Consider the following 17,302-nt stretch of genomic DNA (forward strand, 5'->3'; position numbering starts at 1 on the left):
CGGCTCATGAGGTCGGGTGACCGCCCCGAGGCAGCGACGACGAGCGCGGCCATGACGATGGCGGCACCTGCCACGACGCCCGCGACCCCTGTCGCCCCCCTGTGAGCCATGGCGTCCATCGTAGTGATGGCCACCGACGATCCCCAGCGCGGGCGAGCCCCGAGTTGGCCGCGAGGCAGTCGCGAGTCAGCCGGAGTGTGACGGCTTCTTGTCGGCCGGGATCAGCTCCGCCTCGCGGACCTCGATGCCGTCGCCCTCACCGTAGGACAGGTCGCCGATCCGACCGGTCGCCCGCAGGTCACCATCGGCCGCGCGGACGTGTGCGAGCTGCTCGGCGGGCCCGACCAACGTCATGGTCCGGACCTCGGCGCGCATCCCCAGCTTGGCCTCCGACTTGACCTTGCGCACGCCGGCCAGGGCCTCGCTCACGGCAGCGAGCACCGCCGGGTCACCCCCGTGCGGCAGCTCCTGCCTCGTCGGCCAGGCCTGGCGGTGGACCGAGCCGCTCTCGAACCACGACCACACCTCCTCCGTGGCGTACGGGATGAAGGGGGCAAAGAGGCGGAGCAGGGTCTCGAGGGCGATCCGCAACGCAGCCCGGGCGCTTGCCCCATCAGCCTCGCCGCGCCCGCCGTAGGCCCGGTCCTTGACGAGCTCGAGGTAGTCGTCGCAGAAGGTCCAGAAGAAGGACTCGGTGACCTCGAGGGAGCGCGTGTAGTCCCATGACTCGAAGCCGTGCGTCGCCTTCTCGACGACGTCACCGAGTGCGGCGAGCATCGACAGGTCGAGGGGATTCGTCACCGCGGCAGGCAGGTCCCCGGACACGTCCCCGAAGCCGAGGGCGAACTTCGAGGCGTTGAGCACCTTGATGGCGAGGCGGCGGCCGACCTTCATCTGGCCGGTGTCGTAGGCGGCGTCCGTCCCGAGCCGGCCGGAGGCCGCCCAGTACCGGACTGCGTCGGCCCCGTGCGCCTTGACGACGTCCTCCGGCGTCTCGGCGTTGCCCTTGGACTTGCTCATCTTCTTCCGGTCCGGGTCGAGGATCCAGCCGCTGATGGCGGCATTGCGCCATGGCACGGTGCCGTGCTCGAAGTGGGCCCGCGTCACCGTCGAGAACAACCAGGTGCGGATGATGTCGTGGGCCTGCGGGCGCATGTCCATCGGGAAGATCGCCTCGAACAGCTTGGCGTCCGACCCCAGCCCGTCGCCCCCGCGCACGGGCCACCCGGCCGCGATCTGCGGCGACAGCGACGACGTCGCCCACGTGTCCATGATGTCGGGGTCCGCGACGAAGCCACCGGGCTTGCCCCGCTGCGTCTCGTCGTAGCCGTCCGGCACGTCGATCTGGGGGTCGACCGGGAGCGCTGACTCCGGCGCGAGGATCGGGTGGTCGTGGTCGGTCTCGCCGTCGGCGGTCACCGGGTACCAGACCGGGAAGGGCACCCCGAAGAAGCGCTGCCGGGAGATGAGCCAGTCGCCGTTGAGGCCCTCGACCCAGTTCCGGTACCGCGCGCGCATGAACGAGGGATGGAAGTCGATCTCCTCGCCACGGGCCACGAGGGCCGCGCGCAGGTCCGCCTCCCGCCCGCCGTTGCGGATGTACCACTGGCGCGACGTGACGATCTCGAGCGGCTTGTCGCCCTTCTCGTAGAAGTTCGCCTTGCGCTGGGTCTTGACCGGCTCCCCGTCGAGGTCACCGGACTCGCGGAGCGCCTTGACCACGGCCTCACGCGCACTGAACGTGGTCTTGGTAGCCAGCTCAGCGGCATACAGCTGCTCTCCGGGGCCACCCGCGATCCACTCGGGCGTCTCCGCCTGGAGGCGGCCGTTGCGGGTGATGAGCGAGCGGATCGGCAGCCGGAGCTCACGCCACCACATGACGTCGGTGAGGTCACCGAACGTGCAGCACATGGCGATGCCGGCGCCCTTGTCCATCTCGGCGGCGTGGTGGGCGAGCACGGGCACCTCGACGCCGAAGAGGGGTGAGGCGACCGTCGTGCCGAAGAGCGGCTGGTACCGCTCGTCGTCAGGGTGGGCGATGAGCGCCACGACCGACGGGATGAGCTCCGGCCGCGTCGTCTCGATGTACACCGGGTCGGCACCATCGCGGTGGAAGGCGACCCGGTGGTACGCACCCGGGTAGTCCCGTGCCTCGAGCTCGGCCTGCGCGACCGCCGTCTGGAACGTCACGTCCCACAGACCGGGCGCCTCGCTCTGGTACGCCTCGCCACGCTCGAGGTTGCGCAGGAACGCCTGTTGCGCCACGGCTCGCGAGCGCTCGTCGATGGTGCGGTAGGAGATGTTCCAGTCGAGGGAGAAGCCGAGGCGCCGGAAGAGCGACTCGAAGGTCACCTCGTCCTTGACGGTGAGGATGTCGCACAGCTCGATGAAGTTCTTGCGGCTGATCGGCTGCTGGTCGGCCGGCTTGATCGCCTTGCCCTTGGCGTCGACGCCCTCGCTGAAGGGCGGCTCGTAGTCCTCGACGTAGGGAAGGGTCGCGTCACCGCGCACGCCGTAGTAGTTCTGCACCCTGCGCTCGGTCGGCAGGCCGTTGTCGTCCCACCCGATCGGGTAGAACACCTCGAGTCCCTGCATCCGCTTGTAGCGCGCCATGCAGTCGGTGTGCGTGTAGGAGAAGACGTGCCCGACGTGGAGTGACCCGGACGCCGTCGGTGGGGGAGTGTCGATCGCGAAGACCTGCTCACGGGGCAGCTCGAGTGCACGGGCCCGGTCGAACGCGTAGGTCTGCTCGTCCCTCCATACCTGCATCCACTTCTCCTCGAGGCCGTCGAGCGTGGGGCGCTCGGGGATCTGCGAGGTCGTGGGTGCAGGTGCGTCAGTCATGCGGCAATCCTTCCAGACCTGGCGGAGTGCCTCGAAACGCATTCCGTATGCCGCTGGGCTCCGTCCCGGTCGAGTGTGCAGTTCGCGCCGCTCAGCCGGGAGATCAGCTCGTCTCGGTGACCCCTTCGTAGAGGCCCATCTGGTTGCCCTCGCTGTCCTCGAAGGCGGCATACCAGCTCGTGTCGGAGATGGGCGTCTTGGCCATCACGACCCGGCCGCCGTTCTCCTCGACCTTCGACAGGGTGTCATCGATCGAGTCGACCTCGATGTAGCTGCGCGGATGCGTCAGGCCGTCCTCGCGGGCGGTCAGTCCGCCGCCGCTGACCTGGTTGGGGGCCCGCCACATCGGATAGCCCTCGTAGCCGGGTACCTCGTCGATGGTCCACCCGATGACGGTCTGGTAGAACCGCCTGGCCCGCTCCACGTCGTCGGCCGGGATGTCGATGTGCGTGATGTCTCCGTGTGCCATGGTTCACACTAGCGCCGCCGATCGAGGGCCTCCTGACGTCTTGCGGCCGCCGACACGGCAGAGTGTGCTCCATGGAACCGGTCTACTCGCCCGTCATCGCGTTTGCCCGGGGCGTCTTCGCCTTGCAGGGACTTCGGTTCACGATCGTGGGCGACGAGAACGTACCGACGTCCGGCGGCGCCGTCATGGTGATCAACCACATCGGCTACATGGACTTCACCTACGCCGGGCTCGCCGCACTGAAGTCAGGGCGGCTGGTCCGGTTCATGGCCAAGGACAGCGTCTTCAGGCACCCGGTCAGCGGTCCGCTCATGAGGGGAATGCACCACATCCCGGTCGACCGGACGGCCGGGGCCACCTCATACCGGGCCGCAGTCGACGCCCTGCGGGCCGGCGAGATCGTCGGAGTCTTCCCCGAGGCGACGATCAGCCGGTCCTTCGAGCTGAAGGCCTTCAAGTCTGGGGCCGCCCGCATGGCGAGGGACGCCCGAGTGCCGATCATCCCTGTCGTCATCTGGGGCTCGCAGCGGGTGTGGACCAAGGGTCACCCGAAGCGGCTGGGCCGCACCAACATCCCGATCTCGATCGCGGTCGGGGAGCCGATCGCGGTGCCGCTCGGCTCGGATCCCGAGCAGGTCACGGTCGAGTACAAGGCCGTGATGCAGCACCTGCTCGACGTGCTGCGGTCCACCTACGAACCACTGACGGGTGCGGACCTCAAGTTCCTCCCCGCCGCGATGGGCGGAACGGCGCCGACCCTGGCCGAGGCCACTCGCCTCGACGACGCCGAGTTCGCGGAGCGCCAACGCAAGGCCGACGCGCGGCGGGCCGACGAACGCACTGACCGCGACGACTGACTCACCGGCGAGCAAGCGCCGCCATGGCAGCGGACCCCGCGAGACCGACGGCGAAGGCTGTCGTCGCCCATCGTTCGCGGTGGCCGGGCCAGAGTGGTGATCCCCGCTCGATCAGGTAGCCGCCGACCATGGCCACGCCCAGTGCCCGCAGGGTCTTGCGGGCGGTTTCGTCCGGACCTCTGAGGAGTCGCCACGTCGCCCAGACCTGCGCGGCGACCATGACGATCGGTGCCGACTGGCCCGTCCCGAGGAGGGCGGAGCTGCGCACCAGGTGGGTGCGGGGGACGTGCAGGTGGACGCCCACCGGATCTGCCGGCAGCCGGCGTCGGTCGGCGATGACGAACCCAGCCACGTCGCTCGTCAGCTGCACGGCCGAGGTGACCGCGAGCCATCGTGAACGCTTCATGAGTCCCATGGTCCGCTCGATGCCGATTGCACGGGTCTGAATGCCCCACTTCGACGGCGTCGCGAGCTTCCACATGCAAACCCGCGGTTGGCCCCGGGATAGCCTGCGCGCATGGGCCGACCTCGTCAGCGCGTCCCCGAGGGCCCCGCTCCCGATCCGGCTGTCCAGAAGCTGCGCGTCCGGTACGCCAAGCGCGGCCGGCTGCGGTTCACGTCGAGTCGTGACTTCCAGCGGGCGCTCGAGCGGGCGTTGCGCCGGGCCGATGTGCCGATGGCCTTCTCGGCCGGCTTCCACCCGCACCCCAAGATCAGCTACGCCAACGCCGCGTCGACCGGCACGGCGAGCGAGGCGGAGTACTTCGAGCTGCAGGTGACCGAACGGGTCGACCCCGAGTCCGTCCGAACCGCCCTCGACGAGGCGCTGCCGGGAGGGATCGACATCATCCAGGTGGTCGAGGCGGGGCCGGGAGCGCTCGCCGACCGCTTGGAGGCGAGCGACTGGCTGGTGGAGGTGAGCGGGATCTCGGTCGAGGTGCTGCGTGCCGCCGTCGAGCGGCTGCTCGAGCGGGAGACGGTCGAGGTGACACGCGTCACGAAGTCGGGTCCGCGGACCTTCGACGTGCGCCGTGCACTCGTCTCGGCGGGGGTCCAGGGGGCCGACGAGGCGGCTCGCACGGCCGCGGCGAATCACGAGATCCGGCCCGACTGTGCGATACTGCGGATGGTCGTACGGCACACCACACCTGCCGTCCGCCCCGACGACATTCTGACCGCGCTGCGTGAGATTGCCGACTTGGCGCCGCCGCGTCCACCCTTGGTGACACGGCTGGCCCAGGGACCGCTCGACACCGCAACCGCGAGGGTGACCGACCCGTTGGACCCAGGCCCTGCCTGACCGGCGAAGCGGCTGCCGACAAGAGCGCCGACGGCATCAGAACATGGGGCCGCGCCCCCGCGCGAACCATTTTCCGGTGTAACAAGACGACTTCCGTCCGCCCCCGCGGCGTGACGACAAACGACAAACGAACCGTGCCCGTGCGGCGTGGCGGCTCCGGCCGAAGGTGTGGGTCACCCCGCACCCGACGGGAGGTTGCCTGATGGCACCCAACGAGACCACCCCCACCGAGTCAGCCGACGAAGCCACGCCGTATGCCGCTGAGCTCGCTCCCGACGCCGCTGCCCACCCAACGGGGCCGGCTCCGCGCAAGCGCGCCACGCGCCGCAGCACGAAGAAGGCGGGCCCGGTCGTCGATGCGCAGGTGAGCTCGGAGGTGCCGACCTCCGACTCGGCCGACCCGGCCAAAGCCGCCGACGCGGAGGACGAGACGGTTGCGCCGGTGCGCAAGCGCGCGCCGCGCAAGGCGGCAGCACCCCGCAAGCGGGCGACCAAGAAGGCCGCCGTGGAGCCGAGCGTCGAGGTCGTGACGGGGGACGAGGCCGCGACACGTGATGATGCCGCGACACGTGATGAGGTCGTGACGAGCGAGGCGCTCGAGTCGGTCGCCCGCACCGAGGCCAGCGCCGGTGACGAGGCGACCGCAACAATCGTGGCCGAGACCAGCGAGGACGAGGCCACCGAGGATGGGGTCACCGAGGCCGAGCGGCCGGTCGTTCCCAGCTTCAGCGTGCTGTTCCAGGCCCCGGACACCGAGGCCGCACTCTCCGCTCCCCGACGCCGTCGCCGTGCCGTGGCGCCAGCGGCCGCGGTGCCCCCACGGGCACCGGCGGCCCGGGATCTCGAGGAGCCCGAGGAGCCCGAGGACCAGGCAGACGAGGCCCGCTCCGAGGAGGAGGTGTCCGGCGAGGAGGATGCGACCCCACGCCGGTCGCGCCGTCGTCGCGGCGGCAAGGGTCGACGCGGCCGGGCAGCCTCTGAAGGCGACGATGCAGGGTCGGAGGACGAGGCCGAGGCCGCTGGGGAGGCGGGCCAGGCACCTTCCGACGACGAACGACCGGCCCGGAGTGCCGGCCAGGAGCCGGGCGGGGACGCCGAGGCGGAGGCCGAGGACGACGAGGACGGCGGTGACGAGGAGGGCGTCTCGACCCGCCGCCGCCGTCGTCGGCGCCGGGCTGGGGCCGCCACCGGTGACGCCGGTGAGGATGCCCCGAACGTCTCGACCCGGATCCGCCAGCCCCGTGGGCAGAGCGAGGAGCCGGTCGGGGTCAAGGGCTCCACGCGCCTCGAGGCCAAGAAGCAGCGCCGTCGCGAGGGCCGGGAGGCCGGGCGGCGCCGCACGATCATCACGGAGGCCGAGTTCCTCGCCCGACGCGAGGCGGTCGACCGCCTCATGGTCGTGCGGAACAAGGACGGCCGCACCCAGATGGGCGTCCTGGAGGACGGCGTCCTCGTCGAGCACTACATCGACCAGGCGACCACGGTCTCGATGGCCGGCAACATCTACCTGGGTCGGATCCAGAACGTCCTGCCCTCGATGGAGGCGGCCTTCGTCGACATCGGCAAGGGGCGCAACGCCGTGCTCTACGCAGGCGAGGTGAACTGGGATGCTGCCGGCCTCGACGCCAACGAGCCGAAGCGGATCGAGAACGCCCTGACCTCGGGCCAGACGGTGCTCGTCCAGGTGACGAAGGACCCCATCGGCCACAAGGGCGCACGCCTGACCTCGCAGATCTCGCTGCCGGGCCGCTACCTCGTCTACGTCCCCAACTCCTCGATGACCGGCATCAGCCGAAAGCTGCCCGACACCGAGCGTGCGCGGCTGAAGAAGATCCTGCGCGACGTCGTGCCCGACTCGGCAGGCGTCATCGTGCGCACTGCCGCTGAGGGCGCGAGCGAGGAGGAGCTGCGCGCCGACGTCGAGCGGCTGACCAAGACGTGGGAGGACATCCAGGCGCGTGCCGAGGCCGCGGCCGCTCCCAAGGGCAAGTCCAAGGGCCGGAAGAAGAACGGCGGAAGTGGGTCGAGCACCTCGGGCTCGGCGCCGCTGCTCCTGCACGGCGAGCCGGATCTGACCATCAGGGTGATCCGTGACGTCTTCAACGAGGACTTCAAGCAGCTCGTGGTCTCCGGTGAGCAGGCGTGGAACGAGATCCAGCCGTACATCACGTCCGTGGCACCGGACCTCGCCGACCGGGTCACGAAGTGGACGTCCGAGCAGGACCTCTTCACTCACCACCGGGTGGACGAGCAGCTCGCGAAGGCCATGGATCGCAAGGTGTGGCTGCCGTCCGGCGGGTCGCTCGTCATCGACCGCACCGAGGCGATGACCGTCGTCGACGTCAACACGGGCAAGTTCGTCGGCTCGGGGGGCAACCTCGAGGAGACGGTGACGAAGAACAACCTCGAGGCCGCGGAGGAGATCGTTCGCCAGCTGCGGCTGCGCGACATCGGCGGCATCATCGTCATCGACTTCATCGACATGGTCCTCGAGAGCAACCGCGAGCTCGTCGTGCGGCGACTCCTCGAGTGCCTCGGTCGTGACCGCACCAAGCACCAGGTCGCCGAGGTGACCTCACTCGGCCTCGTCCAGATGACGCGCAAGCGGGTCGGGTCCGGCCTCATCGAGGTTTTCTCGGAGACGTGCGAGCACTGCAACGGCCGCGGCTTCATCATCCACTCCGACCCGGTGGACAAGGGTGCAGCGAGCACCGAGCCCGATCAGGGCGGAGCCCGGTCGGGCCGGCGCGGCCGCCGTGGCACGTCCGCGGGCGGGAACGGCGGCAATGGCCAACCCCAGCCGGAGCAGACCCGGCCGATGGGGCCGACGGCCGCGCAGATCGCCGCCGCGGCCCACGCCGCTGCGCTGAAGAGTGCGGCAGGTGTCACGACCACGGCCGTCATGACGGCTGCCGACACCGAGCCAACCGACACCGAGCCAACCGGCACCGAGCCAACCGGCACCGAGCCAACCGACACCGAGTCAGTGGAATCACGCTCCCCGAGCGGCGCTTCCGAGCCGGCCCACCTGGACGGTGAGGTTGCGCCTCAGCCCCTGCCCGAGGACCCGGACGCCGAGGCCGGTCCGGGCGAGCCCATCGCCGAGGATCACTCGGACACGGACGCTGATGGCGCCGAGCCGGAGTCGGACGTCCCCGTGTCCACCCCCGACGCCGCCTCCGCCGCATCCGCAGTCGATTCGTCGGCATCGCGCCCGCGCCGTCGCCGCGGGCGGGTCGTCGCGCCGGCCGGCCCGCCCCGGATCAGCTCGACGGACGAGTGACGTCGGTTTGGTTCGGAGAGCTCGGAGCCGGTAGCCTAGATCCTCGGTGCGCCCACCGGGCTCGTGTTGACGGGCCGGTGTCGAAAGCGGCGCCCCAATCCTGATTCAGAGAGTGAGTTTCACTGTGTACGCGATTGTTCGCGCTGGCGGTCGCCAGGAGAAGGTCTCGGTGGGCGACGTCCTGCTCATCGACAAGGTGACGGGTCAGCCCGGCGACGCCGTCGAGCTCACGCCGCTGCTCCTCGTCGACGGCACCACGGTGACCTCGGACGCCGACAAGCTGTCGAAGGCGTCGGTCAAGGCCGAGGTCGTCAAGGCGGCCAAGGGTCCCAAGATCGTCATCATGAAGTACAAGAACAAGACCGGCTACCGCAAGCGTCAGGGTCACCGCCAGCCGCTGACCCAGGTCAAGATCACCTCGATCGACTCCTGATCGCACTGGTACACGGACTCACAAGGAGCAACTGACATGGCACACAAGAAGGGTGCGTCCTCGACCCGCAACGGTCGCGACTCGAACGCACAGCGACTCGGCGTCAAGCGATTCGGCGGCCAGCAGGTCAACGCCGGCGAGATCCTGGTCCGCCAGCGCGGGACCCACTTCCACCCGGGTGACGGTGTCGGCCGTGGCGGCGACGACACGCTCTTCGCCCTCGTTGCCGGCGCCGTCCGCTTCGGCAGCAAGCGCGGCCGCAAGACGGTGAACGTCGACAGTGTCGAAGCCGTCGCTGCCGAGTGATCAACTGATCACCAGCTGAACCTCGTGGAAGGGCGGGCCCGCGCGGCCCGCCCTTCCATCTATGTGAACTGGAAGAGTGAACTCCCATGGCCGTGAACTTCGTCGACCGCGTCGTGCTGCACCTCAGCGCGGGCGCTGGCGGGCACGGCGTCGCCTCCGTCCACCGCGAGAAGTTCAAGCCTCTCGGCGGCCCCGACGGCGGCAACGGCGGGCACGGAGGTTCGGTCATCCTGCGGGTCGACCCGCAGTCGACGACCCTGCTCGACTACCACCGCCACCCGCACCGCAAGGCCGAGAACGGCAAACCCGGAGCCGGTGACGAGCGCAATGGCGCCGACGGCGCCGACCTCGTGCTGCCGGTGCCCGAGGGGACCGTGGTCAAGGACGCGGACGGGAGCATCGTCGTCGACCTCGTCGGGATGGGCACCGAGCACGTCATCGCACGCGGGGGCCGTGGCGGCCTGGGCAACAAGGCGCTCGCGTCCGCGCGACGCAAGGCACCAGGTTTCGCGCTGCTCGGTGAGCCGGGGGAAGATCTCGACGTCGTCCTCGAGCTGAAGACGCTCGCCGACGTCGCCCTCATCGGCTTCCCCAGCGCGGGCAAGTCGTCGCTCGTGTCGGTTCTCTCGGCGGCGCGGCCGAAGATCGCCGACTACCCCTTCACGACGCTCGTCCCTAACCTCGGCGTGGTCACCGCCGGGTCGAGCCGGTTCACCGTGGCAGACGTGCCCGGGCTCATCCCCGGCGCCCACGAGGGCAAGGGCCTCGGGCTCGAGTTCCTCCGGCACGTCGAGCGGTGCTCCGTGCTCGTCCACGTCATCGACTGCGCCACCCTCGAGCCGGGTCGTGACCCGCTGACCGACCTCGACGTCATCGAGCGCGAGCTGTCGCTCTACGTTCCCGATGCGGACCTCGGCGGGCGGCCGCTCTCCGAGCGCACGCGTCTCGTCGTGCTCAACAAGGCCGACGTCCCGGAGGCCCGGGAGCTGGCCGAGCTGGTCAAGCCAGATCTGGAGGCACGCGGCCACGAGGTCTTCATCGTGTCGGCCGTGGCGCACCTGGGCCTCAAGGAGCTGACCTACGCGATGGCCCGGCACGTCGAGGCCGCACGCGCCGAGGTCGCGGCAGTCGTGCCCAAGCGCGTCGTCCTCCGGCCCAGGTCGGTCGACGACCGGGGCTTCGCGGTGACCCGGGAACACGGCTCCGACGGGGACTTCTTCCGCGTCACCGGGGAGCGGCCGATCCGGTGGGTTCGCCAGACCGACTTCAGCAACGACGAGGCGGTCGGCTACCTCGCCGACCGGCTCGCCCGGCTCGGTGTCGAGGAGGAGCTCTTCAAGGTCGGCGCCGTGGCCGGGGACACCGTCGTCATCGGTTCCACCGACGACGCGGTCGTCTTCGACTGGGAGCCGACGCTCCAGTCCGGAGCCGAGCTGCTCGGGTCCCGGGGCACCGACCTGCGCCTCGACGAGTCATCACGGCCCACGCGTGACCAGAAGCGTGAGGCGATGCGGGACCGCTACGCCGCCCGGGCGGCGACGCAGGAGGAGCTCGACGCCGAGCGCCGCGCCGGCCTGTGGCACCTGCCCGAAGACGACGCCTGACCGATCGAGTGAACGGCTTCTGTGCCCGACGTTGTTCACTCGATCAGGGGAGGTCGTGCGTGTCCTAGGGTGACTGCATGAGCTCGTGGGGCGCGCTGTTGCGTCGTGGTCACCTCGGCACCGAGGCCGACCGTGCGACCTTCCGCACCCTGCACACCGCGGCTCAGGCGTCGCCCCCGCTCCGTGCCGGGCTCAACGCCACCTCCGCGGAGCGGTCCCTGAAGTACCTGCGGGCGTTGCTCGGGACCCCGGCCGTGGCGATGACCGACACGAGCGGGCTGCTCGCCTGGGAGGGCAGCCACAACCACCACTCGAGGCAGCCGCCGGTCATTGCTGCCGGCACGCTCGACAACGGTCGCACGGTTGTCCTCGACGGGGCCGACATCGCCTGTGCCGAGCCGTCCTGCCTCGTCCGGCAGGCCATCGTCGCCCCGCTCGAGGTCGAGGAGAAGGTTGTCGGGACCCTCCAGGTCTTCACCGGCCTCGCCTCGGCGGGCCTGGTCCGGGCGACGGGCGAGGTGGCTCGCTGGGTCTCGGGCCAGCTCGAGCTCGCCGAGCTCGACGCGTCGCGGACCCGCCTCATGGAGGCCGAGGTCCGGGCCCTGCGTGCCCAGATCAGTCCGCACTTCATCTACAACTCGCTCACGGCCATCGCCTCGTTCACCCGGACCGACCCCGACCGCGCCCGCGAGCTGCTGCTCGACCTGGCCGAGTTCACGAGGTACTCGTTCCGCCGGCACGGCGAGTTCACCACCCTCGCCGAGGAGCTGCGGTCCATCGAGGCCTATCTCGTCATCGAGAAGGCCCGCTTCGGGGACCGCATGCGCGTCACGCTCCGCGTCGCGCCCGAGGTGCTGCCCGTCGTCGTGCCGTTCCTCTGCCTCCAGCCTCTCGTCGAGAATGCCGTGCAGCACGGACTCGAGGGCAAGGTCGGGGACGGGGAGATCACCATCCTGGCGCAGGACGCCGACCACGAGTGCCTCGTGACGATCGAGGACAACGGCGTGGGCGAGGACCCGGAGCGGGTGCGCCGGGCGCTCGCCGGGGAAGGGAGCACCGACTCCGTGGGGCTGGCCAACGTCGACGAGCGGCTCCGCGCTGCCTTCGGCGACGACTACGGACTCCTCGTGGAGACGGCCGAGGGAGCCGGCACCAAGGTCACCGTCCGCCTGCCGAAGTTCCGCCCCGGGGTGCACGTATGAGCAGGACGCCCTCGTGAGCAGCCCCACGCCGGCCGCCGCACCCGGCACCGCACCTGAGCGGCTGCGGGTGCTCGCCCTCGACGACGAGGAGCCGGCCCTGGACGAGCTGGTCTGGCTGCTGCGCCAGGAGGAGCGGATCGGCGAGGTCATCGCCTCGGACTCCGCCGCCGAGGCGCTGCGGATCCTCCATGAGCGGCCCGTCGACGCCATCTTCATGGACGTCCAGATGCCCGGGCTGACCGGTCTCGACCTCGCGCGCGTCCTGTCCCGCTTCACGACCAAGCCGCCTGTCGTCTTTGTCACCGCGCACGAGCAGCATGCGGTCGACGCCTTCGAGCTCAACGTCGTCGACTACGTCCTCAAGCCGGTTCGCGACGAGCGGCTCGCCGAGGCGGTGCGGCGCGTCGTCAGCCGGATCGAGGGACGGGAGTCGCTGCCGACGGCCGAGGACGAGAGCATCCTCGTCGAGCTCGGTGGGGTGAGTCGACTCGTCCCGCGGGCCGACGTCCTCTACGTCGAGGCGCAGGGAGACTATGCACGGCTGCACACCGCGAACGGGAGCCACCTCGTGCGCGTTCCCCTGACCACCCTCGCTGACCAGTGGGGGGATGCCGGTTTCGTCCGGATCCACCGCTCGCTGCTCGTCGCTCTGGGCCACATCTCCGAGTGGCGCACCGAGGGCGGCCGGACGACCGTCGTCGTCGGTGGGAACGAGCTCGGGGTCAGCCGGCGCCACACCCGCGCGCTACGAGACCTGCTCGTCAACCGCGCCCAGCCCGGCAGGGAGCGCCGATGAGCCGGGAGCCAGCCCAGCGGCATACGGCGCAGAAGGTGGCCCAGCCAGCCACGCGGGTCACGGTGACCTCGCCTCGCACCCGGGCGGCCCGAGCGCGGCGCGTGTCGATCGCCTCCGAGATCGATGCGCAGAGCCGGCTGGGCGAGGTCTACGTCGACTCCCTCATGCGCAGCCAGCTGCGCCTGTCACTCGCCGTGCTCGGGGCGCTCGCGTTCACGCTCGGCCTCGTGCCGCTCGTCCTTCACCTCGTGCCCGCAGTGGGGCGCGTCGTCGTCCTCGGCGTCCCCGTGCCCTGGGTCATCCTCACCGTGGTCGCCTTCATCGAGATCGTCCTGCTGGGCGTGTTCTACGTGCGACGGGCCGAGCGCAACGAGGCGGCCTTCAGCGACCTGCTGGACAACCGGTGAGCCCCGCAGCCAGCGTCGTCGCCGTCGTCGTCGTCGCTCTCGCGTCACTGCTCGTCGGCGCCTTCGGCCTGCGCGTCTCCCGGACGATGAGCGACTTCTACGTCGCGTCCCGCGTCATCGGGCCGGTCCTCAACGCGTCGGCGATCAGCGGGGAGTACCTGTCGGCCGCCTCCTTCCTCGGCGTCGCCGGGCTCATCCTCGCCCGTGGTGTCGACATGCTCTGGCTGCCGGTCGGGTGGACCGCCGGCTACCTCCTGCTGCTCGTCTTCGTCGCGGCTCCGCTCCGGCGCTCGGGTGCCTACACGCTGCCCGACTTCGCCCAGCTGCGCGTCGAGTCGACCCACGCGCGTCAGGTGGCCAGCCTGCTCGTCGTCGTCATCGGCATGCTCTACCTCATCCCGCAGTTCCAGGGGGCGGGCCTCACGCTACGCACCCTGACCGGCGCGCCGCTCTGGGTGGGCCAGGTCGTCGTCGCCGTCATCGTCGTGCTCAACGTCCTGCCCGGTGGGATGCGCAGCGTCACCCTGGTGCAGGCGTTCCACTACTGGCTCAAGCTGGCCGCCCTGCTCACCCCGATCTTCTTCCTCGTCGGGGTCACCATGACCGGCGGTGCACCAGCGGCGATCACTCGCCTGGACGCGGTCGACTGGGCCGAGCCGCTCAGCGGGGACTACGCCCTCTACCTCACCTACTCGCTCGTCCTCGCCACCTTCCTCGGCACGATGGGGCTGCCCCACGTCGTGGTCCGCTTCTACACCAACCCGGACGGGCGGGCGGCGCGGCGGACGACCCTCGTCGTGCTCGGCCTGCTCGGCGCCTTCTACCTGCTCCCGGTGACCTACGGCATCCTCGGCCGGATCCACGCGTCGGACCTCGTGACGTCGGGGCGGACTGACTCCGTGGTGCTCGAGCTCCCCGGACGGATCTTCTCGGGAATGCTCGGCGACCTGCTCACCGCCCTCATCGCGGCCGGCGCGTTCGCCGCCTTCCTCTCGACGTCGATGGGCCTGGTCGTCTCCGTCGCCGGCGTCCTCAGCCAGGACGTGCTGCGGCGCCGCACCGAGCTCGGCCAGGGCGTCAGCGCCTTCCGTCTCGCGACCCTCATTGCCGTGGGCCTGGCGCTCGTCCTCACCTTCGTGTCTGCACGTCTCCCGGTCGCCCACGCCGTCGAGCTCGCCTTCGCCGTCGCCGCCTCGACCTTCTGCCCCATGCTCGTGCTCGGGATCTGGTGGCGTCGCCTCACCGCCATCGGCGTCATGGCCGGGCTCGCGGTCGGGGGCTCGCTGTCGATGACCGCGGTGCTCGCGACGATGGTCGGGGTCCACGCCGACGGCATGCTAGGTGCCATCCTCACGCAGCCCGCTGCCGTGACCGTGCCGGCCGCCTTCGCCACGATGATCGGTGCGTCGATCGCGACCCGTCATCGGCAACCGGCGCACGTCGCTCAGACGATGGTGCGCCTCCACGCGCCCGAACACCTGACCCTCAACCGAGGGCCGTTCAACCCCGAGGGACACGCCGACCAGCGACCCGATCGGGTAACCGCTCATCGTTGATCACCGACCGTTCGTCGCAGCCGTTTCTCGCGCACGGCGACCCATGGACACCGTTCACCGACGTGCGCTCGTCTCCTGGTCCCGTTACCTGGGTCACACCTCCTAGCGTGTCCCCACCCCCACACCACCAACGGAGGTGGCTTCCAGTGAGCAACGAAGCTCAAGCACCGGTCACCGAGGACCGGAACATAGAGATGCAGAACTCGGCGGAGTTCGCAGAGCTCCGGAGCAAGTTCCGCAAGTTCGTCTTCCCCATGACCATCGCCTTCCTGGCGTGGTACTTCCTCTACGTCCTGCTGTCCGTCTTCGCCAAGGGCTTCATGGGCACGCGGGTCTTCGGGAACATCACGTGGGGCCTGATCCTCGGGCTCCTCCAGTTCGTCACGACCTTCGCCATCACGATGTACTACGCCCGCTGGGCCGACCGCGAGTTCGACCCGCGGGCCGAGGCCCTCGCCGAGAAGATGGGAGGTCACCACCGATGAGCGCCCTCGTCAACCTTGTCCCGACCGAGACCTCGGTCGGCAACCCGACCCTCAACATCGCCATCTTCATCGTCTTCGTCCTCATCACCCTCGCCATCGTCATCAAGGTCTCGCGGGGCAACAAGGGTGCTGCCGAGTACTACGCCGGCGGCCGCGCCTTCACCGGCCGCCAGAACGGCATCGCCATCGCAGGTGACTACCTCTCGGCAGCGTCGTTCCTCGGCATCGCCGGCGCCATCGCCCTGAACGGCTATGACGGCTTCCTCTACTCGATCGGCTTCCTCGTCGCCTGGCTTGTCGCGCTGCTTTTGGTGGCCGAGCTGCTGCGCAACGTCGGCAAGTACACGATGGCCGACGTCCTCAGCTTCCGGCTGCGCCAGCGACCGGTCCGGATCGCCGCGGCGATCTCGACCCTGGCCGTCTCGTTCTTCTACCTGCTCGCCCAGATGGCCGGTGCCGGTGGCCTCGTCGCGCTCCTGCTCGGCATCGACAGCTCCGTCGGCCAGCGGGTCGTCGTCGGCATCGTCGGCGTCATCATGATCTTCTACGTCATCTACGGCGGCATGAAGGGCACGACGTGGGTCCAGATCATCAAGGCCGTCCTCCTCATTGCGGGTGCCGCCCTGATGTTCATCTGGGTGCTCAGCATGTTCGGCTTCAACCTGTCCAGCCTCATCGGTGCTGCCAACGAGACGACCGCCTCCGACCTGGGCACCGCGCGGGACCTGACTCAGCCGGGCCTGCAGTACAAGAACCCGATCGACTTCATCTCGCTGTCGATGGCCCTGGTTCTCGGCACCGCCGGCCTGCCGCACGTGCTCATGCGCTTCTACACGGTGCCGACCTCGCGCGAGGCGCGTCGCTCGGTCGTCTGGGCCATCTGGCTCATCGGCCTGTTCTACCTGTTCACGCTCGTCCTCGGCTTCGGCGCCGCCCAGATGCTCGGCCCGAGCGAGATCAAGAACGCCCCCGGTGGCGCCAACTCGGCCGCTCCGCTGCTCGCCTTCGAGCTCGGCGGCGAGATCTTCCTCGGCATCATCTCCGGTATCGCCTTCGCGACGATCCTCGCGGTCGTCGCTGGCCTGACGATCACTGCGTCGGCGAGCCTGTCGCACGACGTCTACAACACCGTCGTCAAGGACGGGAAGGCCACGCCCGAGGAGGAGGTGAGGGTCGCTCGGATCGCCGCCCTCATCCTCGGCGCGATCGCGATCATCGGCGGCATCTTCGCCATGGGACAGAACATCGCGTTCCTCGTCGCCCTCGCCTTCGCCATCGCGGCGAGTGCGAACCTGCCGACGATCCTGTACTCGCTGTTCTGGAAGCGGTTCAACACCCGCGGCGCGCTGTGGAGCATCTACGGCGGCCTGATCAGCGCGATCACGCTGATCATCTTCAGCCCGGTCGTGTCCGGCAAGCCGATCGACCCTGTCACGGGCAAGAGCCCGTCGATGCTCCAGGGCGTCGACTTCCACATCTTCCCGCTCGACAACCCCGGCATCGTGTCGATCCCGCTCGGCTTCATCCTCGGGTACATCGGCACGGTGACGAGCAAGGAGTACAACGCGGCGAAGTACGCCGAGATGGAGGTCCGCTCGCTCACCGGCGTCGGTGCGGAGAGGGCCGTCCAGCACTGACCGCCACCTACCAGCGCACGCGAGCCCAGCGGCATACGGCATGGTCCGTATGCCGCTGGGCTCGTTTCGCGGGCCCCCTCAGACCCGCTGGGGCTGGGCCCTGGAGCCGAGCGGTTGACTCGC

15 protein-coding genes are annotated in these 17,302 nt (G+C 69.9%); 12 read left to right on the top strand and 3 right to left on the bottom strand.

The genetic code is table 11. The features are described from left to right. Positions 1-186 precede the first annotated feature (186 nt). On the bottom strand, positions 187-2,844 hold the full coding sequence (gene valS / locus ABF401_RS17850; protein ID WP_353510933.1) for a valine--tRNA ligase: 2,658 nt from the start codon (positions 2,842-2,844) through the stop codon (positions 187-189). A gap of 103 nt (positions 2,845-2,947) precedes the next feature. Beyond that, complete coding sequence (locus ABF401_RS17855; protein WP_353510934.1) at positions 2,948-3,313, bottom strand: VOC family protein; 366 nt, start codon at positions 3,311-3,313, stop codon at positions 2,948-2,950. A 71-nt stretch (positions 3,314-3,384) separates the two neighbouring features. Between ABF401_RS17855 and ABF401_RS17860 the strand changes: the two genes are divergently transcribed. Beyond that, positions 3,385-4,170 carry a lysophospholipid acyltransferase family protein gene (locus ABF401_RS17860; RefSeq protein ID WP_353510935.1) on the top strand — a complete coding sequence of 262 codons (786 nt, stop codon included), beginning with the start codon at positions 3,385-3,387 and terminating at the stop codon, positions 4,168-4,170. A gap of 1 nt (position 4,171) precedes the next feature. On the opposite strand, the gene ABF401_RS17865 is transcribed toward ABF401_RS17860, so the two are convergent. Next, entirely contained in the window at positions 4,172-4,576 is a 405-nt protein-coding gene (locus ABF401_RS17865; RefSeq protein WP_353510936.1) for a hypothetical protein, read from the bottom strand. A gap of 111 nt (positions 4,577-4,687) precedes the next feature. Here ABF401_RS17865 and ABF401_RS17870 point away from each other — a divergent pair, with 111 nt between their 5' ends. From ABF401_RS17870 to ABF401_RS17920, 11 genes are all read left to right on the top strand, one after another. Continuing rightward, the gene (locus tag ABF401_RS17870; protein WP_353510937.1) at positions 4,688-5,470 is read left to right on the top strand and encodes a TIGR03936 family radical SAM-associated protein; all 783 of its coding nucleotides are present in this window, start codon (positions 4,688-4,690) and stop codon (positions 5,468-5,470) included. Between the two features lie 202 nt (positions 5,471-5,672). Next, positions 5,673-8,753, top strand: a complete 3,081-nt coding sequence (locus ABF401_RS17875; protein ID WP_353510938.1) for an Rne/Rng family ribonuclease — start codon at positions 5,673-5,675, stop codon at positions 8,751-8,753. 124 nt (positions 8,754-8,877) lie between these two features. After that, positions 8,878-9,186, top strand: coding sequence for a 50S ribosomal protein L21 (gene rplU, locus ABF401_RS17880; RefSeq protein ID WP_353510978.1), 309 nt, complete (start codon positions 8,878-8,880; stop codon positions 9,184-9,186). A gap of 36 nt (positions 9,187-9,222) precedes the next feature. Next, positions 9,223-9,492, top strand: a complete 270-nt coding sequence (rpmA, locus tag ABF401_RS17885; protein WP_353510939.1) for a 50S ribosomal protein L27 — start codon at positions 9,223-9,225, stop codon at positions 9,490-9,492. A gap of 86 nt (positions 9,493-9,578) precedes the next feature. Beyond that, positions 9,579-11,096 carry a GTPase ObgE gene (gene obgE / locus ABF401_RS17890; RefSeq protein WP_353510940.1) on the top strand — a complete coding sequence of 506 codons (1,518 nt, stop codon included), beginning with the start codon at positions 9,579-9,581 and terminating at the stop codon, positions 11,094-11,096. Between the two features lie 77 nt (positions 11,097-11,173). Next, positions 11,174-12,298 carry a sensor histidine kinase gene (locus ABF401_RS17895; protein WP_353510941.1) on the top strand — a complete coding sequence of 375 codons (1,125 nt, stop codon included), beginning with the start codon at positions 11,174-11,176 and terminating at the stop codon, positions 12,296-12,298. A 13-nt stretch (positions 12,299-12,311) separates the two neighbouring features. Continuing rightward, complete coding sequence (locus tag ABF401_RS17900) at positions 12,312-13,094, top strand: LytR/AlgR family response regulator transcription factor (RefSeq protein WP_353510942.1); 783 nt, start codon at positions 12,312-12,314, stop codon at positions 13,092-13,094. Further along, complete coding sequence (locus tag ABF401_RS17905; protein WP_353510943.1) at positions 13,091-13,501, top strand: hypothetical protein; 411 nt, start codon at positions 13,091-13,093, stop codon at positions 13,499-13,501. The genes ABF401_RS17900 and ABF401_RS17905 overlap by 4 nt, the downstream gene beginning before the upstream one ends. Continuing rightward, a complete protein-coding gene (locus ABF401_RS17910) occupies positions 13,498-15,057 on the top strand; it encodes a sodium/solute symporter (protein WP_353510944.1) in 1,560 nt (519 codons plus the stop codon). Before ABF401_RS17905 ends, ABF401_RS17910 begins: the two co-directional genes overlap by 4 nt. Positions 15,058-15,203: 146 nt before the next feature. Then, entirely contained in the window at positions 15,204-15,542 is a 339-nt protein-coding gene (locus ABF401_RS17915; RefSeq protein ID WP_353510945.1) for a DUF485 domain-containing protein, read from the top strand. Further along, positions 15,539-17,179, top strand: coding sequence for a monocarboxylic acid transporter (locus ABF401_RS17920; protein WP_353510946.1), 1,641 nt, complete (start codon positions 15,539-15,541; stop codon positions 17,177-17,179). Before ABF401_RS17915 ends, ABF401_RS17920 begins: the two co-directional genes overlap by 4 nt. The last annotated feature ends 123 nt before the right edge of the window (positions 17,180-17,302 follow it).

Source organism: Intrasporangium sp. (assembly GCF_040414665.1).
Classification (GTDB): Bacteria; Actinomycetota; Actinomycetes; order Actinomycetales; family Dermatophilaceae; genus Intrasporangium.